21 protein-coding genes are annotated in these 22,701 nt (G+C 74.6%); 9 read left to right on the top strand and 12 right to left on the bottom strand.

Going from position 1 to position 22,701, the window contains the following annotated elements; translation table 11 throughout:
- Positions 1-179 precede the first annotated feature (179 nt).
- Both M6G08_RS35275 and M6G08_RS35270 read left to right on the top strand, forming a co-directional pair.
- Positions 180-1,310, top strand: coding sequence for an NADH:flavin oxidoreductase (locus tag M6G08_RS35275; RefSeq protein ID WP_272591188.1), 1,131 nt, complete (start codon positions 180-182; stop codon positions 1,308-1,310).
- Positions 1,311-1,407: 97 nt separating this feature from the next.
- A complete protein-coding gene (locus M6G08_RS35270; protein ID WP_272591187.1) occupies positions 1,408-2,934 on the top strand; it encodes a carboxylesterase/lipase family protein in 1,527 nt (508 codons plus the stop codon).
- Between the two features lie 737 nt (positions 2,935-3,671).
- Here the strand turns inward: M6G08_RS35270 and M6G08_RS35265 are convergent.
- The 6 genes from M6G08_RS35265 to M6G08_RS35240 form a co-directional block, all read right to left on the bottom strand.
- Positions 3,672-3,881 (bottom strand): DUF397 domain-containing protein, encoded by a 210-nt coding sequence (locus tag M6G08_RS35265; RefSeq protein WP_272591521.1) that lies wholly within the window; start codon positions 3,879-3,881, stop codon positions 3,672-3,674.
- Between the two features lie 151 nt (positions 3,882-4,032).
- A complete protein-coding gene (locus M6G08_RS35260; RefSeq protein ID WP_272591186.1) occupies positions 4,033-4,617 on the bottom strand; it encodes a TetR/AcrR family transcriptional regulator in 585 nt (194 codons plus the stop codon).
- A 3-nt stretch (positions 4,618-4,620) separates the two neighbouring features.
- A complete protein-coding gene (locus M6G08_RS35255) occupies positions 4,621-5,193 on the bottom strand; it encodes a hypothetical protein (RefSeq protein WP_272591185.1) in 573 nt (190 codons plus the stop codon).
- On the bottom strand, positions 5,141-6,625 hold the full coding sequence (locus tag M6G08_RS35250; RefSeq protein WP_272591184.1) for a PTS transporter subunit EIIC: 1,485 nt from the start codon (positions 6,623-6,625) through the stop codon (positions 5,141-5,143). Before M6G08_RS35250 ends, M6G08_RS35255 begins: the two co-directional genes overlap by 53 nt.
- 15 nt (positions 6,626-6,640) lie before the next feature.
- Entirely contained in the window at positions 6,641-7,576 is a 936-nt protein-coding gene (murQ, locus tag M6G08_RS35245; RefSeq protein WP_272591183.1) for an N-acetylmuramic acid 6-phosphate etherase, read from the bottom strand.
- A 114-nt stretch (positions 7,577-7,690) separates the two neighbouring features.
- Positions 7,691-8,605 (bottom strand): MurR/RpiR family transcriptional regulator, encoded by a 915-nt coding sequence (locus M6G08_RS35240; RefSeq protein WP_272591182.1) that lies wholly within the window; start codon positions 8,603-8,605, stop codon positions 7,691-7,693.
- 55 nt (positions 8,606-8,660) lie between these two features.
- Between M6G08_RS35240 and M6G08_RS35235 the strand changes: the two genes are divergently transcribed.
- Both M6G08_RS35235 and M6G08_RS35230 read left to right on the top strand, forming a co-directional pair.
- Positions 8,661-9,044, top strand: a complete 384-nt coding sequence (locus M6G08_RS35235; protein ID WP_073729636.1) for a DUF8819 family protein — start codon at positions 8,661-8,663, stop codon at positions 9,042-9,044.
- 19 nt (positions 9,045-9,063) lie between these two features.
- A complete protein-coding gene (locus M6G08_RS35230) occupies positions 9,064-9,354 on the top strand; it encodes a DUF4031 domain-containing protein (protein ID WP_272591181.1) in 291 nt (96 codons plus the stop codon).
- Here the strand turns inward: M6G08_RS35230 and M6G08_RS35225 are convergent.
- Both M6G08_RS35225 and M6G08_RS35220 read right to left on the bottom strand, forming a co-directional pair.
- The gene (locus M6G08_RS35225; protein ID WP_272591180.1) at positions 9,336-10,424 is read right to left on the bottom strand and encodes a GNAT family N-acetyltransferase; all 1,089 of its coding nucleotides are present in this window, start codon (positions 10,422-10,424) and stop codon (positions 9,336-9,338) included. The genes M6G08_RS35230 and M6G08_RS35225 overlap by 19 nt on opposite strands.
- 10 nt (positions 10,425-10,434) lie before the next feature.
- Complete coding sequence (locus M6G08_RS35220; protein ID WP_272591179.1) at positions 10,435-11,100, bottom strand: HD domain-containing protein; 666 nt, start codon at positions 11,098-11,100, stop codon at positions 10,435-10,437.
- A gap of 87 nt (positions 11,101-11,187) precedes the next feature.
- Between M6G08_RS35220 and M6G08_RS35215 the strand changes: the two genes are divergently transcribed.
- The 3 genes from M6G08_RS35215 (at position 11,188) to M6G08_RS35205 (ending at position 13,361) form a co-directional block, all read left to right on the top strand.
- Positions 11,188-11,850 (top strand): TetR/AcrR family transcriptional regulator, encoded by a 663-nt coding sequence (locus M6G08_RS35215; protein ID WP_272591178.1) that lies wholly within the window; start codon positions 11,188-11,190, stop codon positions 11,848-11,850.
- 32 nt (positions 11,851-11,882) lie between these two features.
- Entirely contained in the window at positions 11,883-12,575 is a 693-nt protein-coding gene (locus M6G08_RS35210; protein WP_272591177.1) for a maleylpyruvate isomerase family mycothiol-dependent enzyme, read from the top strand.
- 96 nt (positions 12,576-12,671) lie between these two features.
- A complete protein-coding gene (locus M6G08_RS35205) occupies positions 12,672-13,361 on the top strand; it encodes a copper homeostasis protein CutC (RefSeq protein WP_272591176.1) in 690 nt (229 codons plus the stop codon).
- Positions 13,362-13,603: 242 nt separating this feature from the next.
- Here the strand turns inward: M6G08_RS35205 and M6G08_RS35200 are convergent, their stop codons facing one another.
- Positions 13,604-15,649, bottom strand: a complete 2,046-nt coding sequence (locus M6G08_RS35200; RefSeq protein WP_272591175.1) for a HelD family protein — start codon at positions 15,647-15,649, stop codon at positions 13,604-13,606.
- A gap of 312 nt (positions 15,650-15,961) precedes the next feature.
- Between M6G08_RS35200 and M6G08_RS35195 the strand changes: the two genes are divergently transcribed.
- Positions 15,962-16,147 (top strand): hypothetical protein, encoded by a 186-nt coding sequence (locus M6G08_RS35195; RefSeq protein ID WP_007390268.1) that lies wholly within the window; start codon positions 15,962-15,964, stop codon positions 16,145-16,147.
- A gap of 15 nt (positions 16,148-16,162) precedes the next feature.
- Here M6G08_RS35195 and M6G08_RS35190 read toward each other — a convergent pair whose 3' ends face one another.
- The 3 genes from M6G08_RS35190 to M6G08_RS35180 all read right to left on the bottom strand — a co-directional run bounded on the left by M6G08_RS35190 (position 16,163) and on the right by M6G08_RS35180 (position 21,102).
- Positions 16,163-17,800 (bottom strand): DNA repair helicase XPB, encoded by a 1,638-nt coding sequence (locus M6G08_RS35190; RefSeq protein WP_073729629.1) that lies wholly within the window; start codon positions 17,798-17,800, stop codon positions 16,163-16,165.
- An 83-nt stretch (positions 17,801-17,883) separates the two neighbouring features.
- Positions 17,884-18,096 (bottom strand): hypothetical protein, encoded by a 213-nt coding sequence (locus tag M6G08_RS35185; protein ID WP_272591174.1) that lies wholly within the window; start codon positions 18,094-18,096, stop codon positions 17,884-17,886.
- Between the two features lie 423 nt (positions 18,097-18,519).
- On the bottom strand, positions 18,520-21,102 hold the full coding sequence (locus tag M6G08_RS35180; protein ID WP_272591173.1) for a helicase-associated domain-containing protein: 2,583 nt from the start codon (positions 21,100-21,102) through the stop codon (positions 18,520-18,522).
- A 137-nt stretch (positions 21,103-21,239) separates the two neighbouring features.
- On the opposite strand from M6G08_RS35180, the gene M6G08_RS35175 reads away from it, so the two are divergent.
- A complete protein-coding gene (locus M6G08_RS35175; RefSeq protein WP_272591172.1) occupies positions 21,240-22,256 on the top strand; it encodes a hypothetical protein in 1,017 nt (338 codons plus the stop codon).
- Positions 22,257-22,701: the final 445 nt, after the last annotated feature.

Below are 22,701 nucleotides of genomic sequence, written 5' to 3'. Positions count from 1 at the left end.
GTCCAGTACGGACCGAGGGCGGCACTCCCGACAGGGGGTGCCGCCCTCGGGCGTTCGGTGCTGTGAGCTGAGCCACTGAGGCCGGGTGGCCGGAATGCGCGCGGCGGGCGGGCCTGTTGCCCCCGAAGGAACAACATGCGCATGCACATACCGACTGGTACCTCCGGAGGAGCCCCCACGTGACCGTCACCGCCGCCGACGCCGCCTCGCGCGCCGCCCAGACCCTCGCCCGCCCGGCCACCATCAACGGCCTGACCGTCCCCAACCGCATCGCGATGGCCCCGATGACGCGGATGTTCTCGCCGGGCGGCGTCCCCGGCGACGACGTGGTCTCGTACTACTCCCGCCGTGCCGCCGCCGGTGTCGGCCTGATCGTCACCGAGGGGACCTACGTCGGCCACCAGTCCGCCGGGCTCAGCGACCGCGTGCCGCGCTTTCACGGCGAGGAGCAGCTGGCCGGCTGGGCGAAGGTCGCCGAGGCGGTGCACGCGGCGGGCGGCACGATCGTGCCGCAGCTGTGGCACATCGGCATGGTCCGCAAGCAGGGCGAGCAGCCCTTCCCCGAGGCCCCCGCCGTCGGCCCCTCCGGTCTGCGCATCGGCGAGGACGAGGTCACCGGCAAGGCGATGACCCAGCGCGACCTGGACGACGTCATCGGCGCCTTCGCCGACGCGGCCGCCGACGCCGAGCGCATCGGCTTCGACGGCGTGGAGATCCACGGCGCCCACGGCTACCTCATCGACCAGTTCCTGTGGGCGGGCACCAACCGCCGCACCGACGCCTACGGCGGCGACCCGGTCTCCCGCACCCGCTTCGCCGCCGAGATCGTGGCCGCCGTCCGCGACAAGGTCTCGGCCGAATTCCCCGTCATCTTCCGCTACTCCCAGTGGAAGCAGGACGCCTACGACGCCCGCCTCGCCGAGACCCCCGAGGAACTTGAGGCCATCCTCGCCCCCCTCGCCTCGGCCGGCGTCGACGCCTTCCACGCCTCCACGCGCCGCTACTGGCAGCCCGAGTTCGACGACTCCGACCTCAACCTCGCCGGCTGGACCAAGAAGCTCACCGGGAAGGCCGCCATCACCGTCGGCTCGGTGGGCCTGGAGGGCGAGTTCCTGGGCTCCTTCCAGGGCCAGGGCGCCGCGCTCGGCAGCCTCGACAACCTCCTGGACCGCATGGAGCGCGACGAGTTCGACATGGTCGCCGTCGGCCGCGCACTGCTCCAGGATCCGCAGTGGGCCCGGAAGGTCCTGTCCGGCCGCTTCGGCGAGCTGGCCCCGTTCGACGCGGCGTCGCTGAAGACCCTCAGCTGACCCGGACCGCTCCGGCGGCGCACCGCGGCGTAAAGTCCGTGGGATCACCAACTACTGCCGTACGTACGTCCAACGGCGTCCAGTGAGGGAGTGATCCATGACGAACCCCGAGGTCCCGGAGCCCGTGGTGCGCACCGCCACCGGCGCGGTGCGCGGCCGAGTGGAGGACGGCCTGACCGTCTTCCGCGGCATCCCGTTCGCCGAGCCGCCCGTGGGCGAGGCACGGTTCGCCGCCCCGCGGCCGGCCCGCCCCTGGGAAGGCGTCCGCGAGGCGTCCGCCTTCGGCCCGCCGCCCCCGCAGGACACCGGGCTGGCGGGCCCGCCCGCCGCCCTCCCCGAGGGCGACGACTGGCTGACGGTCAACGTCTGGACCCCCGCCCCCGACCCGGCCGCCCGCCGCCCGGTGATGGTGTGGATCTACGGCGGCGCCTACCGTCTCGGCCACTCCGGCAGCCCCGGCTACGACGCCCGCCGCATCGCCGAGGACGGCGACCTCGTCGTCGTCACCCTCAACTACCGCGTCGGCATGGAGGGCTTCGCCCACATCGAGGGCGCCCCCGCCAACCGGGGCCTGCTCGACCAGATGGCCGCGCTGGAGTGGGTACGGGACAACATCACCGCGTTCGGCGGCGACCCGGGCCACGTCACGGTCTTCGGCGAGTCGGCCGGCGCCGGTTCCGTGGCCTCGCTCCTGGCCATGCCCCGCGCCGCCGGACTCTTCCACCGGGCCGTCGCCCAGAGCGTGCCGGGCACCTTCTTCTCCGACGAACTCGCCCGCGACATAGGCACCGTCCTCGCCGCCGAACTCGGCCTGCGCCCCACCGTCGCCGACCTGGCCGCCGTCGACCCGGCTCAGCTGGTCAAGGCGGGCCAGACCCTCACCCCGAGGATGTCCCAGTACCTCGACCGCTGGGGCCAGGCCGCGCCCACCTCCACCCCGTACTCCCCGGTCGTCGACGGCGACGTCCTCCCGGTCACCCCGTGGCAGGCGCTGGCATCCGGCGCGTCCCGTGACGTCGACCTGGTCGTCGGCCACAACCGCGACGAGAACCGCCTGTTCACCGCCATGGCGGGCAAGCTGGGCTCCATCGGTGAGGAACGCGCGGCCAAGGCGCTGCGGCTGTACGCGCCGGGCGGCGCGGAGGCCTACCGTGCCGCGTACCCCGGCTGGTCCGCGAACGACCTCTACGAACGCGTCCAGACCGACTGGCTGTTCGCCATGCCGTCCCTGCACCTGGCCGAGGCCCATCTCGCGGGCGGCGGCCGCTCCCACGTCTACGAGCTGACCTGGCCGGCCCCCGGCAGCGGCGGCGCCCTCGGCGCGTGCCACGCCCTGGACGTGCCCCTGCTCTTCGGCACCTTCGGGGCCGACCTGGGCCTGCTCCTCTTCGAGGGCGCGCAGCCGTCGGCGGAGGCGCTGGCGCTGTCGTCCCGTTTCCGGTCCTCCTGGACGTCCTTCGCCCGCACCGGCGACCCCGGCTGGCCGGCGTACGACACGCAGCGGCGCCTGGTCCAGGTCCTGGGCGCGGAGCCGGCCGTCGTGCCGTACCCGGAGGAGGCGTCGCGGCGCCTGTGGGAGGGCTACGAGTTCGCTGCGCTGCCTCTGCTGGTGCCGGGGGCGTGAGCAAGTGGCCGTGGGGCCGCCCGCTTCTTGGTCAGTGTCGTGTTTCCGCGAGCCGAGTAAAGGGCGCTCCCTGCGGTCGCGTCGGCTGCGCCGATGGGCCTGCGGCCCACCCTTGACTCGGCTCGCTCCAGCACGGGTGAGAAGCGTGCGGGCGGCCGGAGGGGAACGGGTGGCCCGGGTGCGTCGGTCCCTTCCGTCGGCTGCGTACGCGTCCGGCGTGCGGGGCGCGTCAGCGTCTCGCCGGCACGTCGCCTCGGCTCAGCGGCTTTCCGGTGGTGGGTGGTGCGCCCCGGCCCCGGTGGCGGCACGCCACGCCACGCGGTTTCGGCGACCGACGGCCGGGGGGTGGTGGTGTGGTCTCGGAAATGGATGACACTTCGGGTCGAAGTGTCATCCATTTTGGGAGGGTGGTCGGGGGCGGGGCTTTTGGCCCCTGCTGCTCGTCCGGCGGGTTGGCCGCCGAGACTGCGTGGCGTGCCGCCGCGGGGCTGGGGCGGTGTATGTGGCCGCGCCGGCCACCGGCGGTGAAGTCGCTGAGCCGAGGTGGCGTGCCGGCGAGGCGCGGGCGCGTTCCGCTGTCGCCGGGTGCGTATGCGGGGGGCGGCTGATCGTGAACCGGGTTTGGCCACCCGTTCTTCCGGGCCGCTCGCTCGCTTCTGACCCGTGGTGGAGCGGGCCGAGTCAAGGGTGGCCCGAAGGGTCATCGCCGAAGGCGACGCGACCGCAGGGAGCGCCCTTTACTCGGGTCGCGGAGGCACGACACTGGCAAGGAAGCGGGCGGCCCCAACGGTGCGTACGAACTCCGTCCAGGCCGCCGACCCCACGACGACCACCGGCCCGGCGGCCAGCTTGCTGTCCCGGACCGGCACGACGCCGGGGACTCCGCCGGCGACCTCTACGCAGTTGCCTCCGCTGCCTCCGCTGTAGCTGGACTTGTGCCAGTCCAGGTGGTGCTCAGGGATGCCACGTACGGCTGCGGCCGGTCGGTGGTGGCCGTGACTGGGACTGTCCGGTCGCGTCGCTGGCGGTGGCGGTGGCGCAGCAGGGTGAGCTGGTGCGGGCCCGGCTGCGCAGGACCAACCAGGGCAGTGTGCGGGGCTAGGGGCTGTCCGGCGCGACGATGCGCTCGACGGCGGCGGCCACCAACTCGTCCCGTTCCTCCTGGGAGAAGACGTCCGGCAGGGTGAGCTGTTCGACGATCAGCCAGTTCAGGGCGAGGTGGAGCAGCTTGACGGCCGTCGCGTCGCCGGGGAGGCCGGACGTCTCGTGGTAGGAGACGTTGGCGGCGACGTCGGCGCGGACGCGCTCGGTGAGGACGGCGCGCAGGCCGGGGCGACGGGTGGCTTCCAGGCGGAGTTCCAGCAGGGCGAGGTAGCCGGTGCGGAACGAGGCGACGCGGTCGACGAGTTCGCGCATCAGGGCGACGTAGGTGTCACGGTCGCGGCCCGCCGTGCGCTGGCGGGTGATGGTGGCCTCGTCGGGGCGGAGCCGTTCGTAGACGCGGGCGCCGGCCTGGGTGAGCAGGTCGTCGCGGTTGGCGAAGTAGTTGGACGCGGTGCCGGCCGGGACGGCGGCCGCCGTGTCCACCGCCCGGAAGGTCAGGCCCCGGGCACCCTCCGCCGCCAGCACTTCGATGGCCGCGTCGACGAGGGCGGCGCGGCGCTGGTCGTTGCGTCTCACCATGGCTCAGAGGCCGCCCATCGGCTCGATGTCCACCCGTACCGGCGTCCCCCACACCCGCAGCACCTCGTAGTCCGTGAACTCGTGGACCAGGCGGTACGCCATCGCCGCGCGGGGCGAGCGCAGTTGGGCCGCGATGTACAGCTCGGCCTCGCGGCGGTCGCGGCGCGGAGTGCCGCACAGCTGCCAGGCCTGGCCGTTCCACAGTTCGGGCAGCCAGCGCTGCTGCGGCTGCGGCCTCTCGCCCCGGACGCCGTAGCGGGACTGGACCGGCTCGGTGGCGGGCGGGGCGGGGAGCGGGCCGCCGTTGTACTCGGCGCGGCGGGCGGAGCGGCGGCGGGTCTCGCACAGGAGGCACAGGTCGGGGGCGGCCTTGTCGACCGGGCCGTTCGGGTGCTCGGGGCAGCGGGTGCTGGGGGCCGCCGACTCGACGCTCTCCTCCAGCAGGTCCAGCGCCCGCTTCAGGTCCGCGCGGACCTCGTGCAGCTTGGCGTCGGGGGTGTCGGTGCCCAGGGCCTCGCCGTGCTCACCGAGGAGACGCAGGGCGCGGCCCAGGGCGGTCAGCTGGGCGTGGTTCATGTTTCTCAGGGTCGCACACGGGGCGGGCGGCGCCGTCGGGAAGACCGAAGAAGTAGGTGGCCAGGAAGCCGGCCGCGTATCCGGTGAGCAGCCCGCCGCCGTACACCCCTGCCGTCACCGCCCAGCCTCCGCCGCTCGCGAGGAGCGGGAACAGCGCCCAGCCGGACGGGCCGATCGCCGTCGCGCCCACGTCCGTGCCGAGCATCGCGAACAGGCCGACGAAGGCGCCGCCCGCCGCGCCGCCCGCGCAGGCGGTGAGGAAGGGACGTCCGAGGGGGAGGGAGACGCCGTAGATCAAGGGCTCGCCGACGCCGAGCAGCCCGGCCGGGAGCGCCGATCTGATCGTCGTACGGAGGGAGGTGTCGTGGCGCAGGCGGATGTAGACCGCGGCCGCCGCACCGACCTGGCCCGCGCCCGCCATGGCCAGGATGGGGAGCAGGACGGTGTGGCCCTGCTGCTCGATGAGGGTGGTGTGGATGGGGATGAGGGCCTGGTGGAGGCCCAGCATCACCAGGGGGAGGAAGAGGCCGCCGAGGATCAGACCGGCCAGGGCGCCGGTGGTCGTCAGGAGCCAGTTCGCCGCCGTGCCGATGGCCGTGGCGATCTCGCCGGCCGTGTACATGAGGACGTAGAGGGTGACCAGGCCGGAGACCAGGACGGTGAGGGTGGGGGTGAGCAGGACGTCCAGGGTGCCGGGGAGGCGGGCGCGGCACCACTTCTCGACGCGGGTGGCGAGCAGGGCGGCCGCCAGGGCGCCGAGGACGCCGCCCTGGCCGGGGGCGAGGGCCGCCCCGAACGCCGTCACCTTCGCCACGCCCGGGTACACGACGACGGCGGCCACCGCGCCGCCCAGCACGGGCGTGCCGCCGAACTCCTTCGCCGTGTTGTGGCCGACGAACACCGCGATCAGCGCCATGAAGGCGGCGGAGAGGGCGGTCAGGGCGGGGGTGAGGCCGGGGAGCCAGCGCAGGTTCGTCAGCAGGCCCGCGAGGCCCGCGACGATGCCGCAGCCGATGAGGGCGGGGATGAGGGGGACGAAGATGTCCGCGACGCGGCGCAGGGCCGTCTTGAGCGGAGTGGCGTTGCGGGCCTGCTGCCGCGCCTTCAGCTCGGCGCCGCGCCGGGCGAGGGCGTCCGCCGTGCCGTCCGGCGCATCGTCCGCCGTGCCGGCTTCCTCCGCCGCGAGCAGGGCCTCGAAGGCCTCCGTCACCCGGCCGACCACTCCCGGGCCCAGCACCACCTGGTACGACTCGCCGTCCTCCACCACCCCGAGCACCCCGGGCAGCGCGCGCAGGGCGTCGTCGTCCACCCGGGAGCGGTCGGCCAGGCCCAGGCGCAGGCGGGTCATGCAGTGGGCGACGGAGGTGACGTTGGCGGGGCCGCCGACCAGGGGGAGGAGGGCGGCGGCCGTGGAGCGGGGATCCTTGATCACTCCCCGAGCGTGCGGTCAGCCCTTCGTCGCCGCCAGCGCGGCACGCAGGTGGCCGCCGGAGTCCTCCAGAAGGCGGGCGGCCGTCGGGCCGTCCACATCGGCCAGCAGGGTCAGGATCGCGTGCTTGACCTCGCCGTCGGTCGCGGTCAGGGCCCGCTCGATCTCGTCGTCGGCGGCGCCGGTGGCGAGGGCGACGATGCGGCGGGAGCGGGCGCGCAGCTTCTCGTTGGAGGCGCGGACGTCCACCATCAGGTTCCCGTACGTCTTGCCGAGGCGGATCATCGTGATCGTCGACAGCATGTTGAGGACCAGCTTCTGCGCCGTACCGGCCTTCAGGCGGGTCGATCCGGTGATCAGCTCGGGGCCGGTGACGACCTCGATGCCGTGCTCGGCGGCGGCGGCCAGGGCGCTGTCGCCGTTGCAGGCCAGCCCGACGGTCAGGGCACCGTGGGCGCGGGCGTGCTCGACGGCGCCGACGGCGTAGGGCGTGCGGCCGGACGCGGAGACGCCGACCACCGAGTCGTCGGCGGTGAGGCCGAGGGCGTCGAGGTCGGCGCGGGCCAGCTCCGCGGAGTCCTCGGCGCCCTCGACGGAGGTCACCATGGCCTCCGGGCCGCCCGCGATGAGGCCGACGACCTGTCCGGGGGCGGTGTTGAAGGTGGGCGGGCACTCCGAGGCGTCGAGCACTCCGAGCCGGCCGGCGGTGCCGGCGCCCGCGTAGATCAGCCGCCCGCCGCGCGTCATCCGGGCGGCGACGGCGTCCACGGCGGCGGCGATCTCCGGCAGCCGCTCGGCGACGGCGGCGGGCACGGCGGCGTCCTCGCCGTTCATCACGCGGGCGATGTCGAGCGTGGGCAACTGGTCGATCTCGGCGAGCTCGGGCCGGAAGGCCTCGGTGGTCAGCGTCTCCAACTGGGAGCGGAGGTTGGGGTGGTGGGGGGTTGCAGTCATGGCCAGCGACTCTTTCCGGTCTCTTCTCGATGCTGGGTGGTGCAGCGTCCTAGGGGCGCGGGGAACTGCGCGACCAGCCCCGACGGACCCGCAGTCGCGCACGGCGAACAACCCCTACGGTCTCCCCCGCGCCCCATGCCGATGAGCCAACGCCTCGTACGAAGCCGCCAGCGCAGGCGCCGCGGATTCATACGTCCGCTGCGCCACCCCCACGAACAGACAGTCCACCACCAGCAACTGACTCGTCCGCGACGACATCGCCGCCGGCCGCAACTCGCTCTCCCGGGACGTCGACGTGGTCAGCACGTGGTCGGCGTACTGCGTTACGGGGCTGTCCGGACGTCCGGTGACGGCGACGGTCGTCGCGCCCCGTTCGAAGGCGACCCGCAGCGGCTCGATCACGTCCCCGGTCGAACCGGAGTGCGTGATCGCGATGGCGACGTCCCCGGTCCGCAACTGCACCGCGTTGGTGACGGCGAGATGCGGATCGCCGGGCGCGTGGGCTATCAGCCCTATGCGCAGCAGCTTCTGCGTGAGGTCCTGGGCGACCAGCCCGGACGCGCCGATGCCGTACACGTCGGTGCGGCGGGCGGCGGCGAGCGCGGTGACCGCCGCGCCGAGCTGGACGGTGTCCAGTCCGGCCGCCGTGTCGGCGAGGGTCTGCTGCTCGTCGTAGGCGAGCTTGGCCACGACGTCGGCGATCGGGTCGTCGACCGCGATGTCGGTGGTGATGGCGGGCGCGCGGCCGGACTGCTGCTGGGCGGCGAGACCGGCGAGGGCGAGGCGCAGGTCCCGGTAGCCGGGGTAGCCGAGCAGCCGGGCGGTGCGTACGACCGTCGCCTCGCTGGTGCCGGTGAGCTCGGCGAGTCCGGTGACCGTGAGGGCCGCGCAGCCCGCCGGGTCTCCCGCGACGGCCTCGGCGACCCGCTGCATGGAACGGGTCATCGACGGTGCCAGCGTGCGCACCTTGGCCGCCAGTGCGCCGGGAGCGGGAGGAGAGGCGAAAGTTTCCTTCACGTCATCGGTCACTCGTGAAAGATATTTTCGTTTCGGTCCGTGGGTCAAGAGTGCGCACAATGGATGCATGGACCCCATCAGCCCCCTGGAGCAGGCGCTGCACGCCGCGCGCGCCCTGGTGCTCGCCGACCTGGTGGCGGGCCAGGTCGCCGAGCCGGACGTCGTGTCGCTGGTGGAGGAGTCCGTCGTTCAACGCCGTTGGTGGGTCGAGCAGTGGCCCGAGGGCGTCGAGTTCGTGGCCGGGCTGGTCGCGCAGGACGTGCAGGACGCCCTGCTGGAGCGGTACGGACGGTGGCCGCTGTGCCCGGTGTGCGGCTCCGGCGACCCGCACGCGCTGGACGTCGAGCCGGAGCTGGGCCCAGACCCGCACTGGGTGTGCGGCAAGGCGGGCGTGAAGGTCGCGGCGGTCGGCTCGCTGGGCGAGGCCGGCGGCGGCCCGCTGCCGTCGTGAGCGCGCCGGGGACGCCACAGTGACCGTCTACATCGATCCGCCGACCTGGCCGGGCCACGGCCGCATGTGGTCCCACCTGGTCAGCGACGTCTCCTACGCCGAACTGCACGCGTTCGCCGAGCGGCTGGGCGTCCCGCGCCGGGCCTTCGAACGCGACCACTACGACATCCCCGCCCAGCGGTACGCCGACGCGGTGTCCGCCGGTGCGCTGGAGGTCAGCAGCCGCGAGGTGGTGCGGCTGCTGCACGGGGCGGGACTGCGCCGGCGCAAGGGCGCCGGTGAGGGCGCGGGTCAGCCGCGCAGTTCGTAGGCGTGCTGCCCGGTGTCCTTCGCCGCGTCGGCGCCGTCGACCGCGACCCGGCGGAAACCGGCGCGGGCGATCACGGCCTGCGAGGCGGTGTTGTCCGGCTCGGTCGTCGCGAACACGGACGTCACCTCGTCCCGGGCCAGCGCCCACGCGGAGAGCACGCGCAGGGCCTCGGTGGCGTAGCCCTGGCCGCGGGCGGCCTCGGCGAGGTCGTAGCCGACCTCCACCCGGCCGTCCTCGTCCGGCGGCCCGTGGAAGCCCATGCCGCCGACGGCGAGGCCGTCCTCGCGGCGCACCAGCGTGAACACGCCCCACTCAGGCCGGTGCACACCCGTCTCGTACGCCTTCAGCAGCAACCCGGCGCCGACCCTCGTGCCTTCGTAGGGGCCGCCCTCGACCCACGCGAAGCCGCCGTCGCCGCCCGCGGCCAGGTCGGCGGCCGCGGCGGGGGTGACGCCCTGGAGGGTGAGGCGGTCGGCGTCGATCACCAGGTTGTTGCGCCAGCGCCACTCGGTGACCGCCGGGCGCCCGGGCAGGTCGCCGCGGCCGGTGGCCCACAGCAGGGTGCGCCAGGGGTCGGTACCGGGGCGGACGTGCGGGAAGATCCGGGTGAGGACGTCCGTGCAGAGCCGGGCGGGCGGTTCGTAGGTGAGGCCGAGGCCCTCGGCGACGTCGTGCGTGTGGAGCAGTACCTCGGTGATCCCCATCGCGGCGAAGCCCTCGCGGTTCGCGCTGCGGAAGGGGTACGGGTGGAAGGCGCGGACCTCGCGCGGGGTGGTGCGGAGGGTGGCGGCGAGCAGGGCGCCGGTCGTCTCGAAGACGTGCAGGACGTCTTCGTTGCCGGTGCCGTCGTCGAGGGTGATGTCGAAGGGGACCCACGCCTGCGTGGCGCGTCCGGCGAGCTGGCCCGCGTAGGCGACGAGGACGCCCGCGACGTGCTCGGCCGTCTGCCGGCAGTCCCAGTCCGTCCGGCCGGCCCGCGCCGTCGTCCAGTCCCGGTCCGTCGCCGTCCGCAGCAGCGCCACGGCGTCCGCGACGGCCTCCTCCACCTGTTCCCCGCCCAAGGTCAGCATGCGGGGCAGGCTACGGGGCCGCCTGCCCGCCGGGCGACAGCATTTCCAGCTCGCCGGTGAGGTTGTAGCGGGCGGTCGCCTCCCACTCGCGGCGGCCGTGCGGGGTGTGGAAGAGAGTGGGCAGGTCGAGGAGTTGGCGCAGGATCGCGGCGCGGCCCTCGCGGAAGGCGTCGTCCGGGACGAAGTGGTACTCCTGCCGCACGGCCGCCGTGTACGCGGCGTACGCCGACGGGGGCGAGGCGAGGATCGCCAGGTCGGCGTCGCACAGCACCTGCCCGTCGCGGTCGTCCTCGGCCGGGGCGTGGGTGACGGTGAGGCGGACCAGTCGGGCCACCTCGGCGGTCCTGTCCGCCGGGACGCCGGCCTCGGGCAGGGCGCGCTCGGCGAGGCGGGCCGAGCGTTCCTCGTTGGTGGACCGGTCGGGGAGGTAGACCGCGTCGTGGAACCAGGCGGCGAGGCGCACCACGGCCGGGTCGTCGGCGTACTCCTCCAGTACGTCGATGTGATCCAGGACCGCCGTGAGGTGCGCGAGCGTGTGGTAGCGCCGCTGCGGCTCCTGCCAGCGGGCGAGCAGGTTGTCGGCGTACGGCGCGGGGTCCGGACCGCCCCCGGGGCCGCGGGCCCCCTCCAGGGCGCGGGCGAAGCGGGAGCGCAGGGCGTCGAGGTCGTCGGCCATGGGCCCATTGTCGCAACGGGGAGGCGGGCGACTGCGGTGATAGCCTCTAACTGAATCTTTACTCCGTATCGGAGAGGGCGGCGGACCATGACGCAGGCGCGCACCGGGACACCGCGCGAGCGCTACCGCGCCCAGGTGCGCGCCGAGATCAAGGAGCACGCGCGGGAGCAGATCGCCACGGCCGGTGCCTCGGCGCTCTCCCTCAACGCGATCGCCAAGCGGATGGGGATGAGCGGGCCCGCGCTCTACCGGTACTTCGCCGGCCGCGACGAGCTGATCACCGAACTCGTCACGGACGCCTACCGGAGCCTCGCCGACGCCTTCCGGGCGGCCGCCGCGTCCGGCGCCGACCTGGCCGGGCTGGCGCACGCCATGCGCGCGTGGGCGCTGGCCGACCCCCAGCGGTACTTCCTGGTCTTCGGCACCCCCGTGCCGGGCTACCACGCGCCCGCCGACGTCACCCGGATCGCCTCCGAGACCATGACCGTCATCCTCGACGCCTGCGCCGCGCTGCCGTACGACGGCGACGGTGACGGCAGGGGGGCGACGGCGTTCGACGCGCACCTCGGAGGCCACCGGCAGTGGGCGGACGGCCATCCGGCTCCCCCCGCGGTCCTGCGCCGGGCGCTGTCCTTCTGGACCCGGCTGCACGGCGTGCTGTCCCTGGAGCTGGCCGGCCACTTCACCGGCATGTCCTTCGACCCGGCGCTGCTGTTCGACGCCGAACTGGACGATCTGACGGCACGCTGACCGAGGGACAGTCGCGCCCCTAACGTGGAGCCATGACGACTCCTGCTGACGTGCACGACGTACGCGATCCCGAGCGGCCCGGGCGGCTGCTGGCCATCGAGCGGGACGAACTGGTCCCGCTGATGCGGTCCCGGACGGACGGCGACTTCGCGCTGCCGGTGGCCGCGTGTCCCGGCTGGACCGTGCGGGACGTGCTGGCGCACTGCTCCTCGGCGCTGATGCGGACGGTGGAGAACCGTTTCGAGGCCGGCGTCTTCTCGCCCGAGTCCAACGACCGCGACATCGCCGAACGCGCCGACTGGACCAACGCCCGGATCCTCGACGAGCTGGAACGCGGCATGACCGAGGCCGGTGCGGTGATCGGCCGCGCGGGCGGCGCCCTGGACCTGCTGGCGCTGGGCGAATGGGTCCACGCGGGTGACGTACGGGTGGCCCTCGGCGAGCCGGGCGCCTACGCGGGGCGCGGGCTGCCGGAGGCGCTGGCGCTGCTGGGCACGCTCACCCGCGCCCGCGGACAGGCGCCGCTGCACGCGGACCTCGACGACGTGGACGAACCGCTGAAGCTGGGCGGCGCGAGCGGTGAGCGGCCGCCGGGGCGGTTCATCGGGGACGCGCCGACGCTGGTGCGGCTGTACGCGGGCCGGGCGGTCGAGGACGGCAACGGCTACGAGCTGGCCGGGGTGGAGGCGGAGGAACTGAACCTCTTCCGGCGACTGGACGGCTGAGCGGCGCCGGGTGGCGGCGTCGGGGAGCCCTGGCCTGCCCATGGGGCGTAGTCTTGGATTGGACTAGACCTGTAGCAGGCCGACGAATGGGGTCCCATGAGCAAGCGTGCAGTCCTGGAGGTGATCGCCCTCGACGTCGAGGACGCGGTCGCCGCCCAGGCCGGAGGCGCGGATCGCCTCGAACTGGTCACCGACATGGCGGCCGACGGACTCACCCCGTCGGCCGGGACCGTCGCCGCGATCCGCGCCGCCGTCGACATCGACCTGCGGGTGATGCTGCGACTGGCGGACGGCTTCGCGGCCGGGGACGTCGAGCGGCTGGTCGGGGTCGCCGGGCGGATGCGGGAGGCCGGGGCGACGGAGTTCGTGCTCGGCTTCCTCGACGCGGACGGTGACGTCGATCTCGGGGCGGTGGAGCGGGTCGCCGGGGCGCTGGAGGGGTGCCGGTGGACCTTCCACCGCGCGATCGACCGCGCCGCGAACCGGGACGCCCTGCGCAAGCAGCTCGCGGACTTCCCCGGGCTGGACACGTACCTGACGGCCGGGGCGGCCGGCGGGGTGGACGACGGGCTGACCGTGCTGCTCGCGGAGGCGCGGCGGCGGGGGGAGCCGGGGTACGAGCAGCAGCTGCTTGTGGGTGGCGGGCTGGCGTTGGAGCACGTGCCGGGGCTGTTGGACGCGGGGATCGACGGATTCCACATCGGCGGGGCGGCGCGGCCCTCCGGGTGGGGCGGGCCGGTTTCCGCGGAGGCGGTCGGAGAGTGGCGGCGGGTGTTGGGGGGCTGAGCGCGGGTTAGTCGGTGCGGCTGCGTTGGCGCTCGCGGGGGGGGGCGCAGCCCGGCGGCGCGGGGTGCCTCCCCCACTCCCGGCTTCCCTCGAGCGGGGGGACCCCCACCGCCCACCCTCCCCCACTCTCGGCTTCGCTCGAGCGGGGGGACCCCCATCGCCCTGGGGGCACCTCCCAGGCCGTTCAGGCACTGGGAGAGGCACGAATGCCCGCGGCTGGGGCGAGTACGACTGCCCGCAGCTCAGGTCAGCTGCGGTGGCAGGTCCGCCCCGTGGGTCACGATCAGGCCCGACACCGCGCGGGTCAGGCAGACGTACAGCCGCCGCAGCCCCGCCCGCTCGTCCGGTTCGCCGTCGACCACCGCACGCGGCTCGTCCAGGACCACGTAGTCGTACTCCAGGCCCTTGGCCAGCGAGGCCGGGACCAGGGTCAGGCGGGTGGCGCGGGTGGTCTCCTCGCCGGGGCCGACGAAGCCGATGCCCGCCGACCCGAGGGCCGCCGCCAGCTCCGGCACCCGCGCGTCGGCGGCGATCAGGCCGACCGAACCCTCCCGCTCCAGCAGCTCGGCGCAGGCCTTCACCACGTCCGCCGTACCGGCGTCCGTCCCCCGGACGTCGAAGAACCCCGGGTTCTCACGGATCGACGCCACCGGCGTCAGCCCCGGCGCGATGTGCGGCAGCAGCCGGGACGCGTACGCGATCACGTCCGTCGGCACGCGGAAACCGGCCGTCAGCTCCTCGACCACCGCCCCGTCCTTGCCCAGGTGGGCCAGCGCCTCGGCCCAGCTGCGGGTCGCCCACGGAGTCGTGCCCTGCGCCAGGTCGCCCAGGACCGTCACCGAGCCGGTGGAGCAGCGCCGGCCCACCGCCCGGTACTGCATGGGGGACAGGTCCTGCGCCTCGTCGAGGACCACGTGCCCGAGGGAGTGGGTGCGCTCGATCAGGTCGGTGGCCTCGTCGATGAGCACGGCGTCGGCGGGCGACCACTTGGCCGACTTCACCGAGCGGGCCGGCTTCGTCCACAGCACCGCCTTCTGCTCCTCCTCGGTGAGGACGCCGTCCGCGTGCTCGGCGAGGAACTCCGCGTCGGTCAGCAGGCGCAGGACGAGCTTGGCGGGGTCGACCTGCGGCCAGACGGTCTTCACCACCGCCTTCACGGCGGCGTTGCGCGCCACCGCGTTCTGCACCCGGTCGTCCGGCGCCTCGCCCGCCCGCTCCATCTGCACCAGCACGGCGTGCGCGACGCGCTGCGGAAGGGCCTCGCGGGCGGCGCCGTAGCGGATGTCGCGGGCGAGCAGTTCACGGACGATCCCCTCCAGCTCGTACGCCGCCACCCGCCAGCGCCGCGAGCCGCGCACCACGACGACGCCCTCGGTGGGCAGGGTGACGTGCGAGTACAGGGCCCGGCGCAGCACCCGCGCCATCCGCGCGTCACCCTTGATCACCGCCGTCGCCGCCTCGTCGACGCCGCGCACCTCGACGTGCGCCACCAGGTCGTCCACCGTGGCCTGGCGGACCGTCAGCTCGCCCAGCGCCGGGAGGACCTGCTCGATGTAGTGCAGGAAGGAGCGGTTCGGGCCGATGACGAGGGTGCCGGTGCGGGCCAGGCGCTCGCGGTGGGCGTAGAGGAGGTAGGCGACCCGGTGCAGGCCCACGGCGGTCTTCCCGGTGCCGGGGCCGCCCTGCACGCAGACCGACCCCGAGAGCCCGGCGCGCACGATCTCGTCCTGCTCGGGCTGGATGGTCGCCACGATGTCCCGCATCGGGCCGACGCGGGGCCGCTCGATCTCCTGCTGGAGCAGCTTGCTGGTGGTCTCGGCCTCGGCCGGGTCCGACAGGTGCTCGTCCTCGTACGCCGTGAGGTCGCCGCCGGTGTAGCCGAAGCGGCGGCGCAGGGCGACGTCCAGCGGGTTCTTCTTCGACGCCTGGTAGAACGGCTGCGAGACCGGCGCCCGCCAGTCGATCACCATCGGGTCGCCGTCCGCGTCGTGCACGTGCCGGCGTCCCACGTAGAAGCGCTCGCCGTCCGCGCCCTCCGCCTGCTCGGCACGGGGGGAGTGCAGGTAGTCGAGCCGCCCGAAGAACAGCGGCGTCTCGCTCAGGTCGGCCAGTGCCTTGATGCGCTCCTCGATCTGGCTCTCCAGCACGGCGGCGTTGACCCAGTTCGCGGTGACGTCGGTGATGTCGAGGGACTCGACGTCCTCCCGCATGGCCCGCAGGGCGGAGCGCGACGCGGCGAGGTGGGAGCGCTCTTTGGCGAGGGGGTCGTCGTGGACGGGCGTGGACAAGGGGGTGCCTCCGGATGACCTGCGGTATGACCTGCGGTGGTGGGCGCGGTTCCGCGCGCGGTGGACCGGCCGGTTTCCGTCCGGTCGGCGGCGCTCCGTGGGGAGGCGGGCAAGAGCGGAGATTCTAGGGGAGCGGCCGGGACACGGGCCAACGCTTTTTTCGTGCCCCGCCGTTTCACCTGGCCCGACCCCTAGGGGTTCGCGCCTCCCGCTCTCGGGGGACGCGCTCCCTCCACGGTCGTAGCGCGGGACGCCGGGGATTGGGCCCGCAGACCGATGCCGGTCGGGGGCGGGCAGTCGCACCATGGAGACATGAGTGCAGCAACCATCTCCCCCGCCCCGGCACCGGGCCGCGCGTCCGGTGCCACGCCCGTGGCCGGCAGCCACCGGCACCGGCTCGGCGACGCCGTGCGCGCCGTGCGGGTGTTCGCGGGTGCCGCCTTCGACGTCGTCATCCTCGGCGAGTACGGCGAGGAGGCCGGCGTCCGCCGCCGCTGAGACCGAGCCCGAGCGTCAGCCGAGGATGTCGTCCGCGTCCATGATCCGGTAGGCGTAGCCCTGTTCCGCCAGGAAGCGCTGGCGGTGGGCGGCGAAGTCCTGGTCGAGGGTGTCGCGGGCGACGACCGAGTAGAAGTGCGCCTGGTGGCCGTCGGACTTCGGCCGCAGCACCCGGCCCAGGCGCTGCGCCTCCTCCTGCCGGGACCCGAAGGTGCCCGACACCTGGATCGCGACCGTCGCCTCCGGCAGGTCGATCGAGAAGTTCGCGACCTTCGACACGACCAGCACGCTGATCTCGCCCTGCCGGAAGGACTCGAAGAGCTTCTCCCGCTGGGCGTTGGACGTGTCGCCCTTGATGACCGGCGCGCCCAGGTGCTCCCCCAGCTCGTCCAGCTGGTCGATGTACTGGCCGATGACGAGGATCTGCTGCCCGGCGAAACGCCGCACGATCGCCTCCGTCACCTTCCGCTTGGTGTCGGTCGTCGCGCAGAACCGGTACTTCTCCTCCGCCTCGGCGGTGGCGTACGCGAGCCGCTCGGAGTCGGTGAGGTTGACCCGGACCTCCACGCAGTCGGCGGGCGCGATGTAGCCCTGCGCCTCGATCTCCTTCCAGGGAGCGTCGAAGCGCTTGGGCCCGATCAGGGAGAACACGTCCGACTCGCGGCCGTCCTCGCGCACCAGGGTCGCGGTCAGGCCGAGGCGGCGGCGGGCCTGGAGGTCCGCGGTGAACTTGAAGACCGGCGCCGGCAGCAGGTGCACCTCGTCGTAGACGATCAGCCCCCAGTCCCGGGAGTCGAACAGCTCCAGGTGCGGGTAGACGCCCTTCCGCCGCGTCGTCAGCACCTGGTACGTGGCGATGGTGACCGGACGGATCTCCTTCCTGGTCCCGCTGTACTCGCCGATCTCGTCCTCGGTCAGCGAGGTGCGCTTGACCAGCTCGTGCTTCCACTGCCGGGCGGAGACCGTGTTGGTGACCAGGATCAGCGTCGTCGACTTCGCCTGCGCCATCGAACCGGCGCCGACCAGCGTCTTGCCCGCGCCGCAGGGGAGCACGACGACACCGCTGCCGCCGTGCCAGAAGTTCTCCACCGCCTGCTTCTGGTACGGGCGCAGCGCCCAGCCGTCCTCCGCCAGTTCGATCGGGTGCGCCTCGCCGTCGACGTACCCGGCGAGATCCTCGGCGGGCCAGCCGAGCTTCAGCAGCGTCTGCTTGATCTGCCCCCGCTCGGAGGGGTGCACGGCCACCGTGTCGGGGTCGATGCGGGCGCCGACCAGCGGCGCGATCCGCTTCGACTTCAGGACCTCCTCGAGGACCGGCCGGTCGGTGGTCGTCAGGACCAGGCCGTGCGCCGGGTGCTTGGAGAGGGTGAGGCGGCCGTAGCGGTCCATCGTCTCGGCGATGTCGACGAGCAGCGCGTGCGGCACCGGGTAGCGGCTGTACTCGACGAGCGCGTCGACGACCTGCTCGGCGTCGTGGCCCGCCGCCCGCGCGTTCCACAGGCCCAGCGGGGTCACCCGGTAGGTGTGGATGTGCTCCGGCGCCCGCTCCAGTTCGGCGAAGGGCGCGATGGCCCGACGGCAGTCGGCGGCCTGCTCGTGGTCGACCTCTAGGAGCAGGGTCTTGTCGGACTGGACGATCAGCGGACCATTCACGGGCGGCACCCTTTCGCGTGCGTACGGCCGACGGCGGCTCGGCCAACAGTCCAGTGTGCCTGATCGTCCCGGCGGGCCGTTCCCTAGCGCAGGGAGATGTTGTTGACCAGCGGTCCCTCGACCGTGACCCCCTCGGTGACCAGGGACTCCACCGTGGTGGCCGGCAGCGGCTGGGGCAGCGCGGCGGCCTTGGGGGCGAGGGCGCCGAACAGCGCGGCGGCGGTGATCAGGGCGGCGACGGAGACGGCCACGGCGGAACGGGCGGCGCGGTCCGGATCGGGGAGCTTGGAGCGCATGACGTGCCTTTCGGGAGACGGGGAGGCCGATGGGGAAAGCGGGCCGGGCCCAGGGGGGCTGGGGCCCGGCCCGCCGTCAGGGGGCGTGAACGCGGATCTCAGCCAGCGGTCAGAGGACCACGCCTCCACCGAGGTCGATGCCGACCGCGGCGGCCTCGGCGGCGAACGCCGCGATCATCGCGGCGGTGGAGGTCAGGACGGTGGCGACTCGACGAACGGCACGCATCGGATGGTTCCTTCCGGTTCGGTGTGCAGGACACCCGGTGGCTGCCCGACCGCCGAAAAATCGATGCGGATTATGAAAAAAGCTCCCTCTCAGGTGCTAATCACCCGGCGTGGCGTGCATGATCCGGCCCGTACCCCCGAAAGGGGGGCGCGTACGAGGGTGCCGGAGGGGCGCGTGAGAGGGCGGTGGAGGGCGCGTCAGGGCGCGTCGTCGGCCAGTTCGGCCACGCCCGTGACCCGGTGCAGCGGGTAGGTGCGTACCTCGTCCGCCGTGTGGTCGTACGCCGTCACGAAGCCGCCCTCCACCCGGATCGGCGCGATGACGCGCTGGCTGGCGGCGCCCTCCGCGTTCACGTAGCCGATCCACAGCGCCTCGCCGGTCAGTGCCGCCGCCTGCACGGTGGCGAGGGTCTCGGCGGCGCTCGTGCGGGGCAGTTCGCCGTCCGCCGCCGGGCCGCCGCCCGCACCCTCCCCGGCGCCCGGCTTGCGCGGCGTCGTGGAGGCGAGGTCGCCGGCCCGGATGGCGCGGACCGCGGCCGACAGGAGGGTGTCGTCGGGGACCGGCGGACCGTCCGGGACCGGCTGGGGCGCCGCACGCGGCGGGGTGCGGTGGGCGTCGGCGCGGGCGATCAGCACGTCACCTGCGGCGGATTCCGCGGCCGGCGCGAACCCCATCGCCCGCAGCCCCTCCAGCAGCGCCGCCGGATCGGCCTGCGCGGCCAGCACGGTCGGCGCGAGGCGGCGCAGGCCGAGGCCGGCGGCCCGCTTGTCGGCCAGGATCTCGTCCAGCGTCGCGTCGTCGTCGCAGCGCACGTACGCCGAGGCCGCGCCCACCCGCAGCCGCCCGTGCCGCCGGGCCACGTCGTCGATCAGGTACGTCAGCGGCTGCGGAACCGGCGTGCGGGAGTGCCGGGCCAGGAAGGCGTGCAGGTCGGCGGCGCTCTGCCCGGCGTCCAGCGCGCGCCGCACCGAGCCCGGCGTGAACCGGTAGACGGTCGCCCCGCCCTTCGACTCCACGTCCGCGAGCACCCCCAGCACGTCGGCCAGCTCCCGCTCCAGCGGCCCCGGCGCCACCGCCGTCAGGTCGGCCTGGAGCAGCACGTGGTCCAGCGGCTCGGGGAAGAGCGGCGCGAGCAGCCGGGCGGCGGCAGCGGTGGCGGCGGCCTGCTCGGCGGGGGTCGCGGGGGCGGGCACGGGGGGCGTGCGGTGGTGGTGGACGGGAAGCTTGTCGCCGGGGCCCGCGGGCTCAGGCTCGTGCTCCGCCGCCGGACGGACCGGCTCCGGCGCCCCGATCAGCGCCCGGCCGGGTGCCGCGAGCGCACCGCGCCCGGTGACGCCCAGCAGCTCCGCCTCGGACAGCGTCCACCGGGCGAGCCGGGTGCGCAGGTCGTCGTCCCGCTTCTCCCGCTGCTCCCGCTGGGGCCCGCGCAGGGGGCGTTCCCAGCGCAGCCGGGCCAGCACCGACTCCCCGTCGGGCGAGGCGCCCTCGGGCAGCCCCGCCAGCAGGGCCAGCACCCGGTGCCGTACCTCCGGCGCCGCCGAACGGTCCAGGTTCGGGCCGAGCGCCGAGAGCGTACGGTCCTTCGCGTCCCGCCCGCCGACCACGCCCGGCGTGCGGGTCGCCGTCAGCCACGACTCGGCCAGCAGCGCCCACCGCTCGGCCGGCGGCAGCTCGCGCCACTCGTCGTACGCCGGGGTCGCCGCGTACCGCTCGTCGGCCTCGCCGTCGGAGGCGATCAGCCCGGCCGCGTAGGCCAGTTCCACCCAGAAGGCGGCGACCGGCTCGGGCACGTCCAGGGCGACGGCCGTCCGCTTCAGATCGCGCACGCTCAGCCCGCCGGCCCGCAGCACCGCCGGGCCGCCCTCGTCCCACTCCTTCAGCAGCTCGTCGACGGTGGCCAGCGCGGCCAGCGCCTGCCCGGCCGCGGTGGCGTCCACAACCTGTGGACGGTGCGTGGCCGCGGCCTGAACCGGCGGCGGCACCGGCTCCGGCGTCCGGTGCGCCCGGCCCGCGCGCAGGTGCAGGGCGACCTCGCGGGGCAGCACGACGGTGCCGGGCGCGGTCGGCAGCAGCAGGCCCCGGTCGAGCAGCGCCCGCAGGTGGGCCGCCGGGTCATGGGTTACCTGCCCGTACGGCGGGCCCCACATCAGCCGCTCCAGCACCTGGCGGGACTCCCCGGGCAGCGCGGCCAGCAGCGCCGCCATCCGCTCCCGGTCGCCGAACAGCTCGCCGAGCGCGGACACGGCGGAGACGGAGTCGTGGGTCGAGGCCAGTCCCGCCGCGGTGAGGATCTCCTGGATCCGCCCCGGCGACATCCCCGCCGTCGCCTCCCGCACGGTCGGCCCCAGGCCCGTCGGGGACGGGTGCTGCGGGGACGGCGCGAGCAGCTCGCGGGCGGTGCGCACCAGCCGCAGCCGGTCGTCGGCGCCCCACACCAGCGCCTGCTCGCGCAGCAGTGCCACGGTGCGGGGCAGGGCGGCGGTGACGGCCGGGTCGCCCTCGTCACCGGCCATGAGCCGCAGCAACTCCTCGTACGGCGCCGGGTCCGCCGCCACGGCCAGCGCCTCCGCCGCCTGCAGCGCGAACCGGTCCAGCCGCTCCAGGGCGCGTACGACCGAGGCGCGGGTGCCGGCGCGGGTGGCGAGCTGCGTGAGGTCCGTGGGGACGGGGGTGACGAGGTCGGGACGGCTGCGCAGGAGGGCGGCCAGCGAGACGTCGTCCCTGACGCGGAGCGCCTCCGCGAGGGACCGGGGGGCCGCGGACTTCTCCTCGGTGCTCATCCGGCCCACGGTAGCGGGTGGGTACGACGGTGGGGCGGTGCGTGCGCCGGTGATGTGCGCGGGGGTGTCCGCCGAGCGCGGGAGGATTCGGTACCTTCGTCCGACGGGTACCACAACACACCGCCCCGGAGGCGTTCGTGGGCATCGAGAGCGACCAGGTCGTCTTCGAGTATCTGAGCCGCGTCGGCGACGTGGCCCAGCAGCGGCAGCTGCCGTCGGCCACCCGCATGCGGCTGGTGTCCGAACTGCGGGGCGAGATCGACAAGAGCCGGGCGAAGACCGTCGTGGACAGTCCCGCCGCCGTCCGCCGCATCCTGGACCGGCTCGGCAGCCCCGACGACGTCGTGGAGGCGGCGGGCGGCACGAGCGGTGCCCCGCGGCAGCCGGTGCCGCCGCCGACCGCCGTGCCCGAACAGCCTGACGGCGCGCCGCGCGAGAAGGAGAAGCGCGGGGGCGGCCTGCGCCGCGCCGTCCCGCGCCCCACCACACCCGAGGGCTCCCCGGCGCCGGCCGCATCCCCGCCGCACCTGGCGGGCGCCCACGAGCTGGGCGACGGCGCGGCGCGGCGCGACTGGTGGCGGGTGGACAGCGGCCCGTACGGGGGCATCGGCGACCAGGTGCCCGGGTTCGTCGGCGGGGTGGAGATCCCGGACCTGCTCAAGCCCCCGCCGCGGGAACGGGACGAGGCCGAGCGGAAGGAACGGGAGCAGCGGGCGGCCGCCGAGAAGGCCGAAGCGGCCGGGGCGGCGGAGGTGGGCGCCGCGCAGGCGCCGGCGTCCCGTCGCCGCAGCCTGCCCCGACTGTGGCCCGAGGGCGGCTGGAACAACCCCCTGCTGCTCCTGGCCGCCGCCCTGCTGATCGCCGGCGCCGTCCTGGGCAGCCTGGTCCCGCTCGGCCTGGGCTGGCTCATCGCCTACCTCTCCCGGCGCCTGACGCCCGCTCAGTCCAAGTGGGCGGTACTGGGCCTGCCCGGCACGGTCGCCGCCGCCGGGGCCGTCTGGCTGTGGGGCCGCACGGAGGGCCGCTGGGGCGCCCCCATCGCCGAGGGCCACATGAACGACGCGGTCACCGAGACCTGGCCCTGGGTCCTGCGCACCGCGGCCGTGGCCACGGCCCTGTACCTCCTGTGGCGGGCCCGCCACCCACGGGGCTGACCAGGGCTCCGGCCCTGGGCTCCGGACCCGGCCCTGGGCTCCGGACCCGGCCCTCGGCTCCGGACCCGGCCCTCGGCTCCGGACCTGGCCCCGGGCCCGGTCCTGGCCCCGGCTCCTGCCAGGGCCCGGCCCTTGCCCAGGACCGGCCCTGCCCCGGACGAGGCCCGTGCCCAAGACCTGGCTGCGGATCCTGCCCTGGGTCTGGCGCCTGCCCCTGCCCCGGGCCCGGCCTTGGACCCCGGGCCCGGCTCCGGACTCGGTCCTGGCCCGGCCCTTGCCCAGGACCGGCCCTGCCCCTGCCCAGGCCCGTGCCCAAGACCTGGTTGCGGATCCTGACCTGGGTCTGGCGCCTGCCCCTGCCCAGGCCCCGGTCTTAGGCGCCTGCCTCGGCCTTGGGCCCCGGCCCCGGCCCGGCCCCGGCCCCCGGTTCCGGCCCCCGACCCGG

Origin of the sequence: Streptomyces sp. M92 (genome assembly GCF_028473745.1) — a bacterium.
Taxonomy (GTDB): Bacteria; Actinomycetota; Actinomycetes; order Streptomycetales; family Streptomycetaceae; genus Streptomyces.
Note: the sequence above shows the minus strand (reverse complement) of the source record. Positions and strands in the feature narration are given on the sequence as shown.

Bases quoted from the DNA above. Each gene is read 5' to 3' on its own strand.
- M6G08_RS35225 (WP_272591180.1), bottom strand. From the start codon at position 10,424: ATGCTGACCTTGGGCGGGGAACAGGTGGAGGAGGCCGTCGCGGACGCC.
- M6G08_RS35260 (WP_272591186.1), bottom strand. From the start codon at position 4,617: ATGGTGAGACGCAACGACCAGCGCCGCGCCGCCCTCGTCGACGCGGCC.
- M6G08_RS35210 (WP_272591177.1), top strand. From the start codon at position 11,883: ATGACGACTCCTGCTGACGTGCACGACGTACGCGATCCCGAGCGGCCC.
- M6G08_RS35180 (WP_272591173.1), bottom strand. From the start codon at position 21,102: ATGAGCACCGAGGAGAAGTCCGCGGCCCCCCGGTCCCTCGCGGAGGCG.
- M6G08_RS35185 (WP_272591174.1), bottom strand. From the start codon at position 18,096: ATGCGCTCCAAGCTCCCCGATCCGGACCGCGCCGCCCGTTCCGCCGTG.
- M6G08_RS35220 (WP_272591179.1), bottom strand. From the start codon at position 11,100: ATGGCCGACGACCTCGACGCCCTGCGCTCCCGCTTCGCCCGCGCCCTG.
- M6G08_RS35235 (WP_073729636.1), top strand. From the start codon at position 8,661: ATGGACCCCATCAGCCCCCTGGAGCAGGCGCTGCACGCCGCGCGCGCC.
- M6G08_RS35195 (WP_007390268.1), top strand. From the start codon at position 15,962: ATGAGTGCAGCAACCATCTCCCCCGCCCCGGCACCGGGCCGCGCGTCC.
- M6G08_RS35215 (WP_272591178.1), top strand. From the start codon at position 11,188: ATGACGCAGGCGCGCACCGGGACACCGCGCGAGCGCTACCGCGCCCAG.
- M6G08_RS35270 (WP_272591187.1), top strand. From the start codon at position 1,408: ATGACGAACCCCGAGGTCCCGGAGCCCGTGGTGCGCACCGCCACCGGC.
- M6G08_RS35205 (WP_272591176.1), top strand. From the start codon at position 12,672: ATGAGCAAGCGTGCAGTCCTGGAGGTGATCGCCCTCGACGTCGAGGAC.
- murQ (WP_272591183.1), bottom strand. From the start codon at position 7,576: ATGACTGCAACCCCCCACCACCCCAACCTCCGCTCCCAGTTGGAGACG.
- M6G08_RS35255 (WP_272591185.1), bottom strand. From the start codon at position 5,193: ATGAACCACGCCCAGCTGACCGCCCTGGGCCGCGCCCTGCGTCTCCTC.